Consider the following 14,986-nt stretch of genomic DNA (forward strand, 5'->3'; position numbering starts at 1 on the left):
GTCGAGATCGGCGAGTGGATGCCGAACCCGCGCTTTGCGACGCAGAGGTGCGGGTTCGGCATCGACTCGACCGCGGGCGGCCGCCGGCATGAACGGGCGGGCTCCGCGGCGCACCAGCGACCGCGGCCGGGAGCGCGAGGCGGGCGTGGCCCTCAGGAGTCCAGCGGATGCCGCGCCGGAGCCACGGCGGCGAGCCAGGCGTCGAACGTCTGCACCCCGAGGTCCGAGCCGGGGCGCGCCAGCAGCGTGCCGTCACGCAGGGCCCGCCCGTACGCGCCGGGGAGCGGCACCTCCACGACCCGGCCCCGCCGGGCGGTCGCCGTCGCCCAACGCCGTGTCATGTCCGCCATCCGCTCCTCGCCGGGACCCGCGAGGTCCTTCGCCCTCCCCGCCGGCTCCCGCGCCGCGAGCGCGACCAGCCGCTCGGCCACCTCCCGGGCGGCCACCGGCTGCGACCGCATGCGCGGCACGAACACGAGCGGGCCGACCTTGGCCGTGTCGAAGATCTGGCCCGCGAACTCGTGGAACTGCGTGGCGCGCAGGATCGTCCACGGCACCGGCCCTGCCTCGACGAGCTGCTCCTGCAGCACCTTCCCGGCGTAGTACCCGTGTGGGGCGTCGTCGACGCCGACGATCGAGAGTGCCACGTGGTGGCGCACGCCCGCCGCCACCTCGGCGCCGAGCAGGGTGCGGGTGACCGCGCCGAAGAAGTCGCGGGACGCGGCATCCGACAGCGTCTGCACCGACGCGACGTCGATCACCGTCTCGACGCCGTCGAGCGCGCCGGCCAGCCCCGCCCCCGTCACGAGGTCGACGCCGGTCGAACGGGCCAGCACGACCGGCTCGTCGCCGCGGTCGCGCACGACGTCGACGACGTGACGGCCGACGGTTCCGGTTCCTCCTGCGACAGCGATCTTCATCGTGCGGTCTCCTCCTGGGTGGTCGGGCTGCGACGTTCGCTGCTCACATCCAATACGACCGGATGCCGCGGCGAGATGTGACATCCGACTGCGACCTCGTCACTCCGACGCCGCACCGCCGGCCATCGACAGCTGCACTGCTCGCTTCTGCGGATATACGATCCGGCGCGCCGCCGGTCGCGCCCGGAGGTCGACGCGCCGGATCGTATATCCGCAGGTCGGAGCGCCAGGGCGAGGGCCGCGCGGAGCCGGGGTGACGAACGTCGGCGGCCGTGGCTACCGTGGACCCGTGGAGCCCCACCGTCTCGACCGCACGCAGGCACGTCGTGTCGCCGTGCGCGCCCAACTGCTCGGCGCCGACCGGCCGGCCGACCTGCTCGACACCGTGCGGCACCTCACGTTCCTCCAGGTCGACCCGACCGCCGCGATCGCGCCGAACGCCGACCTCGTCGCCTGGAGCCGGCTCGGCGGGGCCTACGCGCCGGCCGACCTCGTGCGTGCGCTCGAGGACGACCGCACCCTCATCGAGTTCAACGCGCTGATCCGGCCGATGGAGGACCTCGCCCTCTTCCGCGCCGACATGGAACGGTCGCCCGACTACCCCCGGTGGCACGAGTGGCTCGACGCCAACGAGTCGTTCCGTCGAGACGTGCTCGCCCGACTGCGCGACGAAGGACCGCTGACCTCGCGGGAGATCCCCGACACGAGCGTGGTGCCGTGGACCTCGTCAGGCTGGACGGGCAACCGCAACGTCACTCAGATGCTCGAGTTCCTGGCCGCCCGCGGCGAGATCGCGATCGTCGGGCGCCGCAAGCGCGAACGGATCTGGGATCTCGGCGAGCGCGCGCTTCCGGCCGACCTGGGCGCCGTGACCGCCGACGAGGCACGACGGCTCCGCGACGAGCGCCGCCTGCGCTCACTCGGCATCGCACGCGCGAAGTCGCCGGTGGTGCCGATGGAGCCGGCGGATGTCGGCGCCGCCGGCGAACCGGCCGTGGTCGAGGGGGTCGACGGCGAGTGGCGCGTCGACCCCGCGTTGCTGGGGCATCCGTTCGAGGGCCGAACGGCCCTGCTCTCGCCATTTGACCGGCTCGTGCACAACCGCACCCGCGCCCTCGAGCTGTTCGACTTCGACTACGCCCTCGAGATGTACAAGCCGGCCGCCAAGCGCCGCTGGGGGTACTTCGCGCTGCCGATCCTGCATGGTGATCGCCTCGTCGGCAAGCTCGACGCGACGGCCGACCGCAAGGGCGGCGTGCTCATCGTGAACGCGATCCACGAGGACGAGCCGTTCACGACCGTCGTGCGGCGCGACGTTGACGATGAGATCGACGCCCTGGCGTCGTGGCTGGGGCTCGAGGTGCGACGCTGACGCGGCGGCGCCGGCCGGGCGCCGGAGCGACCAGAGGCTACCCGCGCAACAGCCCTCGCAGCGTCTGGATCGTGTCGGCGTCTTCGGGCCGCTTGTCGTCGCGGTAGCGCTTGACCCGCGCGAACCGCAGCGCGATGCCGCCGGGATAGCGCGTCGAGCGCTGCACGCCGTCGATCGCGATCTCGACCACGATCGTCGGCGCGACCCACACGGTGTTCGCAGTGCGGCGCACCTCGATCTGCTGGAACGTCTCGGTCTGCCAGCGGAGCAACTCGTCGGTGAGGCCCTTGAACGTCTTGCCGACCATCACGAACTCGCCCGGCTCACCGAACTCGCCGACGGGATCGAGGGCACCGAGGTGCAGGTTGGAGAGCCAGCCCTCGCGCCGGCCGGAACCCCACTCGCACGCGAGCACCACGAGGTCGTAGGTGTGCACGGGCTTGACCTTGATCCAGCTCGAGCCCCGCCGGCCGGCGGCATACGGCGAGTCGATGGCCTTGACGACCACGCCCTCCTGCCCGGCGGCGAGCGCGTCGCGGGAGATGCGCTCGGCGACCTCGGGGTCGGTGGTGACCTCGCCGGGGATCCGGTGCTCCCCGGCGATGCGCTCGAGCTCGCCCATCCGCGTCGAGAGCGGCTCGTCGAGCAGGTCGCGGCCGTCGACGTGCAGCACGTCGAAGAACCACGGATGCAGCAGCGTCTCGCGTGCGGTCTCGGCGCCGAAGCGCGACATCGTGTCCTGGAACGGCCGCGGACCGCCGTCTTCATCGAGGGCGAGCGTCTCACCGTCGAGGATGACGTCGCGCACTGGCATGCCACGGACCACCTCGACGACCTCGGGCAGCCGGTGGGTGATGTCGGCGAGGTTGCGGGTGAACACGCGCACCTCGTCGCCCGACCGATGCACCTGGATGCGCGCGCCGTCGAGCTTGTATTCGACGGATGCCTCGCCCGTGGTCTCGAGCGCCGCCGACGCCGTGGCAGCGGTCGCGGCGAGCATCGGGAGCACGGGGCGGCCCACGACGAGCCCCACCGCGTCGAGCACCTCGGGCGGCTCGGTGAGCGCGGTGCGCGCCGTCTCGCCGAGGTCGCCCGAAAGCATGGCCGCGCGGCGCACCACGTCGCCGGGGCGATCGGCGGCGCGCGCGACGGCGTCGGTGAGCACACCCTCGAGGGCGCCGGTGCGCATGTCGCCGAGCAGCACCCGGCCGAGGAAGCCCTGTTCCCGCTCGGTCGCACGGGCGGTGAGCTCTCGCAACGCCCGCGCGCGCTCGGCGGTCGACCCGGCTCCGCCCGTGACGGCCAGCCGGTCGAGCAGTTCGTCGAGCTCGGCCACGGTGAGGCTGGGCTCGGCGGCCGGCTCACCCATCGCGGCGGCGACCCCGCGCCATCCGACGCCGACACGGCCCTGTCGCGGCTTGCCCACGAGGAACCCGACCGCGGGCGCGATCTCGTCGGGCTCGAGCCGACGGAGGAGATCGGCCAGCGCGTCGACCTTGGCCAGGCGCGAGCGCGTCGACGTGACGGCGTCGGCCGTGGTCACGAGCTCGTCGAGCAGCACGGGGCCAGTCTGCCACCGGCTTCCGACATCGACGCTGCGACGACCGATCGGCGGAGAGCGGCCGACGCGACCTGCCGGGCCCCAGCGGCTCACATCGCCCTGGTGCCGTCCGACATCACCGGGGAGATGAGCCCGAACACGTTGCCGTCGGGGTCGAGCAGGTAGCCGACCCTTCCGACGCCCTGCATGTCGTCGGCGGGCAGCGCTTCAGCGCCGCCCAGTTCCAGGCCGCGACGCATGAGCGCGTCGACGTCGTCGACGCCCACGACGATGTTGCATCCGTTCACGGCGGCGCCCGCCTCGGGCTTCGGGCCCATACGCTGGGTCAGGCCGCCGTTGATGCCGAGGCCCGGCTGCCCGGCGGTGTTGCCGATGGCACCCTCGCCGGTGTCGATCGACCAGTACGGCATGTCGCCGAACTGCGTGAACTCCCAGCCGAGCAGCTCGGAGTAGAAGTCGATGAGCCGCTGCGGCTCCGACGCGTGGATCTCGAAGTGCACGACGAGGTTCGCCATGGTGTCCTCCCGGTCTCGGATGCCGCACACGGTACGCCCGGGCGCCGAGATCCGCGACCCGGCCCGCGCGCCGGCGCGAACCCAGCCCGCGACCCGGGCCGCGACGCCGGACTATGCGGACACGACCACGGCGCTCCGCCGCCGCCCGGCGTTCGCCACCACGAGCGCGGCGACCCCCAGCAGCAGGATGACCGGCGCCCCGATCTCGAGCGCGACCTGCAGGCCCGCGGTCGTGGCGAGCACGCCGAGCCCGAGCGCCGCGACCGCCTGCACGAGGTAGCCCACGACGTAGGCCGCCGAGATCACGGCCGCGCGATGGTGGGCGGGCGCGCTCCCGGTGACGAGGCCGAGCCCGCCCGAGAACATGAGGCTGTAGCCGGCGCCTGCCACGAGCGATGAGGCGATGAACGCCGGGAGCGAGTGGTCGAGCCCCGCCACGATGAGCAGGCCGAGACCCACGAGCGCGAGCACCGGACCGAGCGTGACGGCGACGCGCGGGCGCAGCGGCCGGGCGAGTACGGCAACGACGCCGATGGTCACGGCGGAGATCGAGATGATGGCGCCGTTGACGAACGCGTTGTCGCTGCGCACGAGGTCACGGGCGATCTGCGCCCCGAGCGCGAGGAAGATCGCCCCCATCGCGTAGGCCGCCGAGATGCCGAGGGTGCCTGCGGTGAACGACGCACGCTCCTCACGCGGCATCCGGGGCAGTCGCGGTCGCCACGTGCCGGACGCCTCGTCGCGGGTGTGCCGGGGAAGGGCGAACACGAACGCACCGACCAGCACCGTGACCGCCGTGAGCACCCAGAAGCTCAGGTGCAGTGGGGCAGGCGCGTACTGCACGAGCGCTCCCCCGACGATCGTCGCGAGTGCCAGCCCGCCGGCGGTGGCCGCGGTCGTCGCCGAGCTCGCACGGCGTGCGCCGTCGCGGCCGCCGAACTCGACCATCGCGGCCGTGGCTGGGCTCAGCGAGAGCCCGACGCCGACGCCCATGAGCGCGCGTCCGATGAAGACCCAGGCCAGGTCGGGAGCGAGCCCGAAGGCGACCGAGCCGGCGGTGAGCGCAGCCAGCCCCATCAGGATGACCGCCCGCCGGCCGATCACGTCGGACAGGTTGCCGAACACGATGAGCACCGGCACCAGCACGAGCGGGTAGATCGCGAAGATCGCGGTGGTCACCGAGGGCTGCAGCTGCCACTCCGCGGCATAGAGCGGATACACGACCGTGGGCGCTGCGCTCGCCCAGAGCGCGAGTCCGGCGACGGATGCCGCGGTCCAGAATCCTGCGCGATCCGATAGGGCCATGGGTGCCGCCTCTCGATCCCCTGAGTTGGAATCACCAAGTTAGCACGCTGGATCTGTTTTTCCTAGTCAGTTGGTATGCTGCATGCATGGAACGTGAAGCGGATGCCACGGCGACCGCCGTCGGCGAGCTGACGGATGCCGCGACTGCGGCCCTCCGCGGCGGCGACGCCGCGGCCGTCGAGCGGTGCTCGATCGCCCGCAGCCTCGAGGTGCTCGGCCAGAAGTGGTCGCTGCTCATCGTGCGCGAGGCGATGTGGGGCCGCACCCGGTTCGCCGAGTTCCGCTCCCGCCTCGGCATCGCGCCCGACGTGCTCACTGACCGCCTCGGACGACTCGTCGACGGCGGCATCCTCGAGCGTCGGCCCTACCGCGACGAGGGCGAGCGCGAGCGCGAGGAATACGTGCTGACGGATGCCGGGCGGGCCCTGCTGCCGGTCCTCGCCGCCATGAGCGCCTGGGGCGACGAGCACCGCCCGAGCGGTTTCGGGCCGGCCGCCCTCTACACCGACCGCGACTCGGGCGCTCCCCTGCGTCTCGCGTTCGTCGACGCCGACGGCGTGGAGCGCGACCCCGCGGGCGTCGCCGTCGTACGCGGACCCGGCGCCCGGCCGCTCGCGTAGCCGCTCGTCACACCTGCCTTGACATGCGCTGCGGCATCCGCTGCAATATATTGCATGCCACTGGCCGCCGCACGCGCCGTCGCCCGCCCGAGCTCCCTGCGCGACTACGCCTATCGCGAGCTGCGCGACGCGATCGTGAGCGGCGAGCTCGCCCCCGGCGAGCGCCTGCGCGACCCCGAGCTCGAGCAGTGGCTCGGCGTGAGCCGCACGCCGATCCGCGAGGCGATCGCGCGGCTCGAGATCGCCGGGCTCGTGCACACCCGCCGGGCCAAGCAGACCGTGGTCGCTCCGCTCGACACCCGCGCGGCGCTCGCGGCCCAACGCATCGCGGCCGCCCTGCACGAGCTCGCGGTGCGCGACGCGGTGCCACAGCTCACCGACGCCGACCTCGACGCCATGCGCTCCGCGAACGACCGCTTCGCCGCGGCGCTCGACGCCGACGACGTGGAGGCCGCGATCGCCGCCGACGACGACTTCCACGGCGTCGCCGTGCGCGCCAGCGCGAATCCCCTGCTGCCAGGCCTGCTCGAACAGGTCACGCCGCTCCTGCGCCGGCTCGAGCGCGCACGGTTCGGCTCGCTCGCCGGGCGCGGCTCCGTCGCCGACCACGCCCGCATCATCGAGCTCTGCGCGGCCGGCCGTGCCGACGAGGCCGGTGCCGCCGCCCGCGAGAACTGGTCGACCCTCGGCCGGCTCCTGCACCTCGACGACGGCGAGCCGGCCGTCGACACGGCCACCGACGGGCACGCGTCCGCGTAGCGGCATCCGTCACCCGTCTCACACCACCCCCACCAGAGGAGCACCATGGCACTCGCCGACTTCCCACGCCACCAGCTGACGTTCGGGCCGAGCCCGGTGCATCCGGTGAACCGCCTGAGCGACCACCTCGGCGGCGCGCGCATCTGGATGAAGCGCGAGGACGTGAACAGCGGCCTCGCCTTCGGCGGCAACAAGACCCGCAAGCTCGAGTACCTCGTGCCTGACGCGCTCGCGAAGGGCGCCGACACCCTCGTGTCGATCGGCGGCGTGCAGTCGAACCACACCCGGCAGGTCGCCGCGGTGGCCGCGCACCTCGGCATGCGCGCCGTGCTCGTCCAGGAGCACTGGGTCGACTGGCCCGATGCCGTGAACGATCGGGTCGGCAACATCCTGCTGTCGCGGCTCATGGGCGCCGACGTGCGGCTCTCCCCCGCCGGGTTCGGCATCGGCTTCAAGGACTCGTGGCGGCAGGCGATCGCCGACGTCGAGGAGCGCGGCGGCACGCCGTACGCGATCCCGGCCGGGGCGTCCGATCACCGGCTCGGCGGGCTCGGCTTCGCGAACTGGGCGCACGAGGTCGCCGCGCAGGAGCGCGAACTCGGCGTGTTCTTCGACACGATCGTGGTGTGCTCGGTCACCGGATCGACGCACGCCGGCATGATCGCCGGCTTCGCCGACCTGGAGCACAACTTCGGCGGACCGCAGCGGCGCGTCATCGGCATCGACGCCTCGGCGAAGATCGACGAGACCCGCGACCAGGTCGCCCGCATCGCGCGCAACACCGCCGCGCTCATCGAGCTCGGGCGCGAGCTGCGCGACGACGAGATGACCGTGCTCGAGGGGTGGGCGGGCGACCTCTACGGGGTGCCGGTGGAGTCGACCGATGAGGCGATGCGGCTCACGGGCCGCCTCGAGGGCGTCATCCTCGACCCAGTCTACGAGGGCAAGTCGATGGCCGGGCTCATCGACCTCGTGACGAGCGGCGAGATCCCCCGCGACGCGAAGGTGCTCTACGCGCACCTCGGCGGCCAGCCCGCGATCAACGCCTACAGCGGCCGATACCACTGAGCGGGGCGGATGCCGGCGGGCCGAGCGGATGCCGCGGCTCGACCGCCGCGCGCGAGCTCGCCGAGGTGACGCGAATCGACCTTCGCGCGCGTCGGAAGGTCGATTCGCGTCATCTCGACACGCCGGAGGCGAGCGGATGCGGGGCAGCGAGCGCACACCGGGGCGAGCGGCTGCAGGCGGGTGCGCTTCCCCACGTCAGGACGAGATCTGCGGGTCCAACGCGCGCCGCACCCGCACATCGTGTCCTCACGAGTAGCGGATGCCGCACCCTAGGCGGATGCGGCGACGGGGACCGGATGCGGCGGGGTGCGGCGTGTCGGCGGGGCGCGGCGTGTCGGCGGGGCGCCGTATCGTCGAGGCATGGATGACCGCACGCGCGGGCGCGAGCGGCTCGCCGAGGCGGCGGGCGACCTCGTCGCGCGGCCCGACGTGGGCGTCGGCCGCATGTTCGGATCCGAGGGCTACTCGGTGCGCGGCAAGCTGTTCGCGTTCGTGGCCGCCGACGGGCGCCTCGTGGTGAAGCTGCCGTCCGAGCGCATCCACGAGCTCGCGCTCGACCACATGATCATGCGCGGCAGCCCGATGCGCGAGTGGGCGGCCGTGCCGTTCGACGCCGGCGCCGACCGCTGGCGGCAGCTCGCCGACGAGGCGTACGCCTTCGTGGGTTCGATCACGGCGTGACCTCACGATGACGGGCGTGCACCTGGCGTTCACCGGCGACGTGTGGTTCTGGCGCGGCCCGGCTCCGTGGCACTTCGTGACCGTGCCCGCCGACGAGTGCGACGCGATCGCGGCGATCGCCCCGGCGGTGACCTATGGCTGGGGCATGGTCCCCGCCACCGTGCGCATCGGCGGCAGCGAGTGGGCCACGTCGCTCTGGCCGAAGGACGGCGGCTACATCGTGCCGGTGAAGGCGTGGGTGCGCGAGGCGGAGCGCCTGGAGGTGGGCGACGCCGTCGACGTGCGGCTGACGGTCTAGTCGGGATTGTCGATGATCTGCTCGAGCACCCGTTCGTAGGCGCCCGACCCCACCGAGATCGCGCCCTCGTAGGGGTGGTCCATGTCGGCGGTCACGTAGATCACCAGCCCGATGAAGAGGGCGAGGAGTCCCGCCATCAACAGGTGGAGCCGGGCGCTCCGCACGGCGATGAAGGCGATGAGCACCGCGTTCACGGCGGCGCCCACCCAGATCACGAGCCAGAACAGTGGCGGCAACGCCAGGGCGGTGGCGTCGATGCGAGCACGACGCGACTCGATGAACGTGTCGAAGGTGGCGAGCACCTGGTTGAACTCGGCCTGCTCGTCGCCGGGTTGCGCCTCGATCTGGTGGAGGCGCGCCTCGAACTCGTCGACCTCACCGTCGCTCGCGTCGGGGAGGAGGCCCGCCTCCTGCTGCGGGAAGTCGATCTCGATCACGGCGTGCATGTAGTCGTCGAGCGACTGCCGCATGGGCTCCCCGTCTTCGGCGGGCAGTCCCTGCGTGGCGCGGTAGAGGGCACCGACATCGCCGGCCTCCTCGATCGTGGCCTGGCGGGTGTAGGCGAAGTTCTCGTACACCGAGACGGCGACGAGCGCGAGCAGGATGCCGAAGAACACGCCGAAGGTGCCGATCACGTGGGCGAGCGCGCGGTCCCACTCCTTCGTGTCGTCGACGAACCGGTGCACGACCGGCCGGAGTCCCACGACGATGAGGCACGACGCGAGCACGAACCCACCGACGAACAGCGGCATGGTGATCCACACGCTGCTGCTGTAGAACCAGTTCAACATCGGCGCCCCTCCCCCGAGGTGCGGAACAGCGGATGCCGGACGAGGTGGTCCGATCGACGTTCAGCCTAGGGATTCGGGGCGTCTCGCGCATCGAATCGACGCGATCAGCGGATGCCGCGTGCGCGCGTTCGACCTACGATGACCCCATGGCCGAGCCGACGCCAGTCCACGTGGTGACCGGAGCCGCCGGCGGGATCGGCCGGCGGATCGCCGAGGTCCTCGCCGACGAGGGCGCGGCGGTGGTCGTGGTCGACGTGCGTCCGGCGGAGTGGCTGGACGCGGCATCCGGCGCCTCCGTCGTGGGCGATGCGGGCGATCCCGTGGTGCTCGAGCAGGCGCTCGACCGCGCTCGGTCGCTCGGCGAGCTGCGCGGCTGGGTGAACAACGCCGCGGTGTTCCACGACGCCTGGCTGCACGAGGCCGGCGGCGAGGCGACGCTCGACCTCGTGGCGCAGAACCTCCGGCCGGTGCTGGCCGGCGCGGCGACGGCGATCGGCGAGTTCCTGCACACGGGGGTCGCCGGCGCGATCGTGAACGTCTCCTCGCACCAGGCCCAGCGCGCCGTGCGCGGGGCGCTGCCCTACGCCACGGCGAAGGCGGCGATCGAGGGCCTGACGCGCGCGATCGCGGTGGACTACGGCGCCCGCGGCATCCGTTGCAACGGCGTGGCCCTCGGCTCGATCGTGACCGAGCGCTACACGGCCCACCTCGACGAGCTGTCGGTCTCGAGCCGCGCGCCGTTCGAGGCGCAGGTGCGCCGGCTGCATCCGCTCGGCCGGCCGGGCGAGCCCGCCGACGTGGCGCACGTGGTCGCGTTCCTGCTGTCGGATGCCGCGGGCTTCGTCTCGGGGGCGGTGATCCCGGTCGACGGGGGCCGCGCGGCGCGCGGCGCCGACCCCGAGGAGCGCTGACCTCCGCCTGGAGCGGCGCGGCGGGGCATCCGCTGCCGACGCCGATGCACGCGGCATCCGGTGCTCGAATCGCCCGGGGGCGCGAGCTCAGGACGCGCCGGCCTCGCGCAGGTGCACCCGCTCGCCCTGGCGGCTGAGCAGGTTGATGATCTCGGCGGGCTCGGTCGAGGCGCTGGCGTGCCCGTGCGGCACGCGCGTGTCGAACTCGGCGGCCTCGCCCGCCTCGAGCACGATCTCATCGTCGCCGAGGGCGAGCCGCACGCGGCCGCTGAGCACGTAGATCCAGTCGTAGCCCTCGTGGGCGCGCTGCGCGATGGGCTCGTCGGGCGGATGCCCAGGCAGCACCATCTTGAAGGCGTGCACATCGGGGTTGTCACGCGTGAGCGGGATGATCGCGCGCCCGCCCCGGTAGAACGGCTTGGGGTGCACGCGCGGGTCGGCGATCTGCGGGGCGCCGACGAGGTCGTCGAGACTCGCCTGGTAGACGGAGGCGAGCCGGATGAGCAGGTCGAGGGTCGGCTTGCGGCCGCCCGACTCCAGGCGCGACAGCGTGCTGACCGAGATGCCCGTGTGCTCCGAGAGCTCGGCGAGCGTGAGTCCGCGCCGCGCCCGGAGCGCGCGCAGCCGTGGGGCGACGCCGTCGAGCACGCCGTCGAGGTCGTCGGGCATGTTCGCCCCTCCTTTGCCGTTCCGGCAAACCATGTTGCCAGTTCGGCGCACGCTCCGCAGCATGGGAGACATGCAGAACTCGTGGGATGTCATCATCATCGGCGGCGGCAGCGCCGGGCTCAGCGCCGCCCTCATGCTCGGGCGCGCGCGTCGCCGCGTCCTCGTGCTCGACGGAGGCGCCCCGCGCAACGGCGTCGCCGCCCACATGCACGGCGTGCTCGGCCGCGACGGGTGGTCGCCGCTCGACCTGCTCGCCGCCGGCCGCGAGGAGGTGCGGCGGTACGGGGTGGTCGTGGAGTCGGGCGAGGTCGCTGCTGCGGGCCCAGGCGGGCGCGGGGGCGCGACGCCCGTCGACGGCGGGTTCGAGGTCGCCGCGGCTGACGGCACCCGCCACGTCGCCCGTCGCCTGCTCGTCGCCACCGGCGTGCGCGATGGCCTGCCGGAGATTCCCGGGCTCGCCGAGCAGTGGGGATCGGGCGCCGTGGTCTGCCCGTACTGCGACGGATGGGAGGTGCGCGACCGCCGCATCGGCGTGCTCGCCGGCGGGCCGGTGGCGCTGCACCAGGCGCAGCTCTTGCGGCAGTGGTCGGCCGACATCACCTACTTCGTGAACGGCACGGAGTTGCCGGCCGACGCCTACGCGGCACTCGTCGCCCGCGGCATCGCCGTGGAGTCGCGCGAGGTCGTGCGGGTCGTCGCCGACGAGCACGGCCGGCTCAGCGGCATCCGTCTCGCCGACTGCACCGAGGTGCCGATCGACTCGCTGTTCCTGCAGCCGTTGCCACTGCCGAACGACGCCGTGCTTCGCTCGCTGGGCGCGGCGACGACCGAGCAGCTCGGCGTCGACTGGGTTGCGGTCGACGCCGACGGCCGCACGAGCGTGCCGGGGCTGTGGGCGGCGGGCAACGTGGTATCGCCGCGCACGTCGGTGCCGATCGCCTCGGGTGCCGGCAACGCCGTGGGCGCGGCGATCAACGCCGACCTCGTCGAGGAGGAGATCCGCGAGGCGCTGGCCGCCGCCGTCACGGTCGTCTGAGCGAGTTTCGATCCAGATCGAAACGCTGGCGGGTCGGATGCCGCAGCGCGAGGCTCGTGCATGGCACACCCCCACGCACCCGCTGACGAAAGGACCACCGCATGTCGTTCCAGGCATACCTCGACAACGTCGAGACGAAGACGGGACTCACGCCGCGCCAGTTCATCGAGCTCGCGCACGAGCGCGGCTTCGACGAGACCACCAAGTCGGCGCCGATCGTGGCGTGGCTGAAGGAGGACTACGGGCTCGGCCAGGGGCACGCCATGGCGCTCGTGCACGTGATCACGAAGGGGCCGCAGATCAGCACGAAGCACGTCGGCACCGACGGCGCCCACAGCGACGCATCCGACACCCTCTGGCTCGACGGCAAGGCGACGAACCCGAACCCCTGAGCGTCGACGCGACCACGCCTCCGCCGCGAATGCAAGCCCCTGCAGCGGTGCCGGTCGCTCCTCGTACGATCGCGGCATGACCGACCAGAATGCCGCAAGCAGCCAGCCCGACGACACCGAGGACGACGGACTCGTCGAGGAATCCGACGACATGCTGGGCTCCCGCGGAAGCGGTGACGACGCCGCCAGCAAGGACCCGTCGGACTGGGTGACCGGCGACGAGCCCATGACCGCCGCACAGCGCAGCTACCTCGACACGCTCGCGCGCGAGGCGGGCGAGGAGGTCCCCGCCGACCTCACGAAGGCGCAGGCGTCGGCGGAGATCGAGCGACTGCAGCGGCTCACCGGTCGGGGGCAGTAGCCTCGACACGCATGCGACACCTCTCCGACGACTCCGCCGCCCTCGCCGAGCCCGCCGCCGATCTCACGATCCGGCACCTGACGGACGCCGACGAGCTCGAACTGTTCAACCGCATCCCCTACTCGCTCAACGACGAGCTCGCCGACGACCTCGCCGGTGGACGCCGACGGCTCGACTGGATGTGGGTCGCGGTGCGAGACGGCCGGTTCCTCGGGCGCATCGGCTGGTGGACGAGCACCGAGGGTGCCGTACCGGAGCAGCTCGACATCTTCGACGTCGACGATGCGCTCCCCGACGACAGCTTCCGTGAGGTCGGCGCGGCACTCCTCGAACGGGCCGCCGCGCACGTGCTCGCGGGCGTCGACACGCCACCCGAGTTCGCGCGCTACCTCCCCGGCGACTGGCGCGATGATCCCGTGCAGCGGCGGGGCACCGAGTTGCGCATGGAGCTGCTCGAGCGCACCGGTGCCCGCTTCGTCGTCGAGCGCCTCCGCCTGGAGTGGACTCCGGGCACCCCGATGGCCGCAGCCGATGGCCGGCTCACGTTCCGGCCGTTCGCCTCGGACGCCGAGTTCCTCGACGTGACCACGCGCGTGCTCACCGGCACGCTCGACGCCCACAGCGTGGAGGAGCTCGCCGAGCACTCACCCCGCGAGGTGGCCGAGGCCTGGTACGACGACGAGTTCGCCCGGTACACGACGCCCAGGGAGTGGTGGCGCGTCGCGGTCGACGACGCCGGCGGAATCGTCGGCTTCGTCGTGCCGGCCCGCAACTCCTACCACCCGATCATCGCCTACCTCGGCGTGCTGCCCGAGCATCGCGGACGTGGTTACATCGACGGGATCCTGACGGAGGGCACCCGGGTGCTCCACGAGGCAGGGGTCTCGCACATCCGCGCCTCCACCGACGTGGGCAACGTGCCCATGGCCGCGGCGTTCGCCCGGGCCGGCTACGTCACCTTCGAGCGACTGGTGAACCTGGCCTGGGGCTGAGCCCGCGGCATCCGCTGGTCGGCCCGCGGCGCACGTGCGTCAGCGCGTGAGGTCGTCGCGCTCGACGATGCGCTCGGCGTCCCAGGGCTCGGCCCAACCGAGCTCGTCGAACATGCGCGACAGCACCAGCGCCGTGAAGCCCCACACGATGCGGCCGCCCACGGTGAAGGCCGGCGACCGGTACGTGTGGTCGCCGAGGGTGTACACCGTGATCGCGCGGTTCGCGGGCTCGAGCAGGTCGGCGACCGGGATGCGGAACACGTCGACGGACTCGTCGTGGTCCACCGCGACCACCTCGCTCGGATGCGTCCACCACGCGGGCACGGGCGTGACGATGTGCCGGCTGACCGGCACCGCCATCTCGGGGAGCGTGCCGAGCGGTTCGATGCCGTCGGGGTCGAGCCCGGTCTCCTCGACCGCCTCGCGCAGGGCGCCGGCGATGGGTCCGTCATCGGATGCCTCGAGCCGCCCGCCCGGGAACGCGATCTGCCCCGCGTGGCTGCCGAGCGTCGCCGCGCGGCGCAGCAGCAGCACGTCGAGGTCGCGGGCGACGGGGCCGTCGGTGCGCGCGGGCACGTGGTCGAGCACCCCGAACAGCACCAGCACCGCTGCCGGACGCAGGCTCGAGACATCCCATAGGCCCTGCGGCATGTCGGCGTTCCACTCGAGGCCGCGCTCGCAGAGGGCGACGAGCTCGGCGCGCGCCGCGCGCGCGGGCGCGGCGGGGTCGACCGC

General features: G+C 72.8%; 18 protein-coding genes. 11 read left to right on the forward strand and 7 right to left on the reverse strand.

From position 1 onward, the window contains the following. Nucleotides 1–152 precede the first annotated feature (152 nt). Entirely contained in the window at nt 153–920 is a 768-nt protein-coding gene (locus tag AC1DZA_RS15385) for an SDR family oxidoreductase (RefSeq protein ID WP_476773385.1), read from the reverse strand. A gap of 289 nt (nt 921–1,209) precedes the next feature. Between AC1DZA_RS15385 and AC1DZA_RS15390 the strand changes: the two genes are divergently transcribed. Beyond that, nucleotides 1,210–2,292: a DNA glycosylase AlkZ-like family protein gene (locus tag AC1DZA_RS15390; RefSeq protein ID WP_476773386.1), complete on the forward strand. Its 1,083-nt coding sequence runs from the start codon at nt 1,210–1,212 to the stop codon at nt 2,290–2,292. A gap of 37 nt (nt 2,293–2,329) precedes the next feature. On the opposite strand, the gene AC1DZA_RS15395 is transcribed toward AC1DZA_RS15390, so the two are convergent. From AC1DZA_RS15395 to AC1DZA_RS15405, 3 genes are all read right to left on the reverse strand, one after another. Then, entirely contained in the window at nt 2,330–3,853 is a 1,524-nt protein-coding gene (locus tag AC1DZA_RS15395) for an ATP-dependent DNA ligase (protein ID WP_476773387.1), read from the reverse strand. A gap of 89 nt (nt 3,854–3,942) precedes the next feature. Beyond that, complete coding sequence (locus tag AC1DZA_RS15400; RefSeq protein ID WP_476773388.1) at nt 3,943–4,368, reverse strand: VOC family protein; 426 nt, start codon at nt 4,366–4,368, stop codon at nt 3,943–3,945. A gap of 111 nt (nt 4,369–4,479) precedes the next feature. Next, nucleotides 4,480–5,673 (reverse strand): MFS transporter, encoded by a 1,194-nt coding sequence (locus AC1DZA_RS15405; RefSeq protein WP_476773389.1) that lies wholly within the window; start codon nt 5,671–5,673, stop codon nt 4,480–4,482. An 86-nt stretch (nt 5,674–5,759) separates the two neighbouring features. Between AC1DZA_RS15405 and AC1DZA_RS15410 the strand changes: the two genes are divergently transcribed. From AC1DZA_RS15410 to AC1DZA_RS15430, 5 genes are all read left to right on the forward strand, one after another. Beyond that, nucleotides 5,760–6,293 carry a winged helix-turn-helix transcriptional regulator gene (locus AC1DZA_RS15410; protein WP_476773390.1) on the forward strand — a complete coding sequence of 178 codons (534 nt, stop codon included), beginning with the start codon at nt 5,760–5,762 and terminating at the stop codon, nt 6,291–6,293. Nucleotides 6,294–6,347: 54 nt separating this feature from the next. After that, the gene (locus AC1DZA_RS15415; RefSeq protein WP_476773391.1) at nt 6,348–7,052 is read left to right on the forward strand and encodes a GntR family transcriptional regulator; all 705 of its coding nucleotides are present in this window, start codon (nt 6,348–6,350) and stop codon (nt 7,050–7,052) included. A 45-nt stretch (nt 7,053–7,097) separates the two neighbouring features. Continuing rightward, nucleotides 7,098–8,120 carry a 1-aminocyclopropane-1-carboxylate deaminase gene (locus AC1DZA_RS15420; RefSeq protein ID WP_476773392.1) on the forward strand — a complete coding sequence of 341 codons (1,023 nt, stop codon included), beginning with the start codon at nt 7,098–7,100 and terminating at the stop codon, nt 8,118–8,120. A 360-nt stretch (nt 8,121–8,480) separates the two neighbouring features. Continuing rightward, complete coding sequence (locus AC1DZA_RS15425) at nt 8,481–8,801, forward strand: hypothetical protein (protein WP_476773393.1); 321 nt, start codon at nt 8,481–8,483, stop codon at nt 8,799–8,801. A 7-nt stretch (nt 8,802–8,808) separates the two neighbouring features. Then, nucleotides 8,809–9,099, forward strand: a complete 291-nt coding sequence (locus AC1DZA_RS15430; protein WP_476773394.1) for a DUF1905 domain-containing protein — start codon at nt 8,809–8,811, stop codon at nt 9,097–9,099. On the opposite strand, the gene AC1DZA_RS15435 is transcribed toward AC1DZA_RS15430, so the two are convergent. Further along, entirely contained in the window at nt 9,096–9,890 is a 795-nt protein-coding gene (locus tag AC1DZA_RS15435; RefSeq protein ID WP_476773395.1) for a bestrophin-like domain, read from the reverse strand. The genes AC1DZA_RS15430 and AC1DZA_RS15435 overlap by 4 nt on opposite strands. A gap of 146 nt (nt 9,891–10,036) precedes the next feature. Here AC1DZA_RS15435 and AC1DZA_RS15440 point away from each other — a divergent pair, with 146 nt between their 5' ends. Beyond that, on the forward strand, nt 10,037–10,801 hold the full coding sequence (locus AC1DZA_RS15440; protein ID WP_476773396.1) for an SDR family NAD(P)-dependent oxidoreductase: 765 nt from the start codon (nt 10,037–10,039) through the stop codon (nt 10,799–10,801). Nucleotides 10,802–10,888: 87 nt separating this feature from the next. Here AC1DZA_RS15440 and AC1DZA_RS15445 read toward each other — a convergent pair whose 3' ends face one another. Further along, a complete protein-coding gene (locus AC1DZA_RS15445; RefSeq protein ID WP_476763290.1) occupies nt 10,889–11,470 on the reverse strand; it encodes a helix-turn-helix domain-containing protein in 582 nt (193 codons plus the stop codon). 70 nt (nt 11,471–11,540) lie between these two features. Between AC1DZA_RS15445 and AC1DZA_RS15450 the strand changes: the two genes are divergently transcribed. The 4 genes from AC1DZA_RS15450 (at nt 11,541) to AC1DZA_RS15465 (ending at nt 14,251) form a co-directional block, all read left to right on the forward strand. Beyond that, the gene (locus tag AC1DZA_RS15450) at nt 11,541–12,506 is read left to right on the forward strand and encodes an NAD(P)/FAD-dependent oxidoreductase (protein ID WP_476773397.1); all 966 of its coding nucleotides are present in this window, start codon (nt 11,541–11,543) and stop codon (nt 12,504–12,506) included. A 101-nt stretch (nt 12,507–12,607) separates the two neighbouring features. Beyond that, on the forward strand, nt 12,608–12,898 hold the full coding sequence (locus tag AC1DZA_RS15455) for a DUF4287 domain-containing protein (RefSeq protein WP_476773398.1): 291 nt from the start codon (nt 12,608–12,610) through the stop codon (nt 12,896–12,898). A gap of 151 nt (nt 12,899–13,049) precedes the next feature. After that, entirely contained in the window at nt 13,050–13,259 is a 210-nt protein-coding gene (locus AC1DZA_RS15460; RefSeq protein WP_476763295.1) for a DUF3072 domain-containing protein, read from the forward strand. Between the two features lie 11 nt (nt 13,260–13,270). Continuing rightward, on the forward strand, nt 13,271–14,251 hold the full coding sequence (locus AC1DZA_RS15465) for a GNAT family N-acetyltransferase (RefSeq protein WP_476773399.1): 981 nt from the start codon (nt 13,271–13,273) through the stop codon (nt 14,249–14,251). A 39-nt stretch (nt 14,252–14,290) separates the two neighbouring features. Here AC1DZA_RS15465 and AC1DZA_RS15470 read toward each other — a convergent pair. Then, on the reverse strand, nt 14,291–14,986 hold a 696-nt coding region (locus AC1DZA_RS15470; protein ID WP_476773400.1), incomplete at its 5' end, for an NUDIX hydrolase.

It is taken from the genome of Agromyces sp. P2_B3, from assembly GCF_056404815.1.

Bases quoted from the DNA above. Each gene is read 5' to 3' on its own strand.
- AC1DZA_RS15385 (WP_476773385.1), bottom strand. From the start codon at position 920: ATGAAGATCGCTGTCGCAGGAGGAACCGGAACCGTCGGCCGTCACGTC.
- AC1DZA_RS15400 (WP_476773388.1), bottom strand. From the start codon at position 4,368: ATGGCGAACCTCGTCGTGCACTTCGAGATCCACGCGTCGGAGCCGCAG.
- AC1DZA_RS15405 (WP_476773389.1), bottom strand. From the start codon at position 5,673: ATGGCCCTATCGGATCGCGCAGGATTCTGGACCGCGGCATCCGTCGCC.
- AC1DZA_RS15410 (WP_476773390.1), top strand. From the start codon at position 5,760: ATGGAACGTGAAGCGGATGCCACGGCGACCGCCGTCGGCGAGCTGACG.
- AC1DZA_RS15415 (WP_476773391.1), top strand. From the start codon at position 6,348: ATGCCACTGGCCGCCGCACGCGCCGTCGCCCGCCCGAGCTCCCTGCGC.
- AC1DZA_RS15420 (WP_476773392.1), top strand. From the start codon at position 7,098: ATGGCACTCGCCGACTTCCCACGCCACCAGCTGACGTTCGGGCCGAGC.
- AC1DZA_RS15425 (WP_476773393.1), top strand. From the start codon at position 8,481: ATGGATGACCGCACGCGCGGGCGCGAGCGGCTCGCCGAGGCGGCGGGC.
- AC1DZA_RS15430 (WP_476773394.1), top strand. From the start codon at position 8,809: ATGACGGGCGTGCACCTGGCGTTCACCGGCGACGTGTGGTTCTGGCGC.
- AC1DZA_RS15435 (WP_476773395.1), bottom strand. From the start codon at position 9,890: ATGTTGAACTGGTTCTACAGCAGCAGCGTGTGGATCACCATGCCGCTG.
- AC1DZA_RS15440 (WP_476773396.1), top strand. From the start codon at position 10,037: ATGGCCGAGCCGACGCCAGTCCACGTGGTGACCGGAGCCGCCGGCGGG.
- AC1DZA_RS15445 (WP_476763290.1), bottom strand. From the start codon at position 11,470: ATGCCCGACGACCTCGACGGCGTGCTCGACGGCGTCGCCCCACGGCTG.
- AC1DZA_RS15450 (WP_476773397.1), top strand. From the start codon at position 11,541: ATGCAGAACTCGTGGGATGTCATCATCATCGGCGGCGGCAGCGCCGGG.
- AC1DZA_RS15455 (WP_476773398.1), top strand. From the start codon at position 12,608: ATGTCGTTCCAGGCATACCTCGACAACGTCGAGACGAAGACGGGACTC.
- AC1DZA_RS15460 (WP_476763295.1), top strand. From the start codon at position 13,050: ATGCTGGGCTCCCGCGGAAGCGGTGACGACGCCGCCAGCAAGGACCCG.
- AC1DZA_RS15465 (WP_476773399.1), top strand. From the start codon at position 13,271: ATGCGACACCTCTCCGACGACTCCGCCGCCCTCGCCGAGCCCGCCGCC.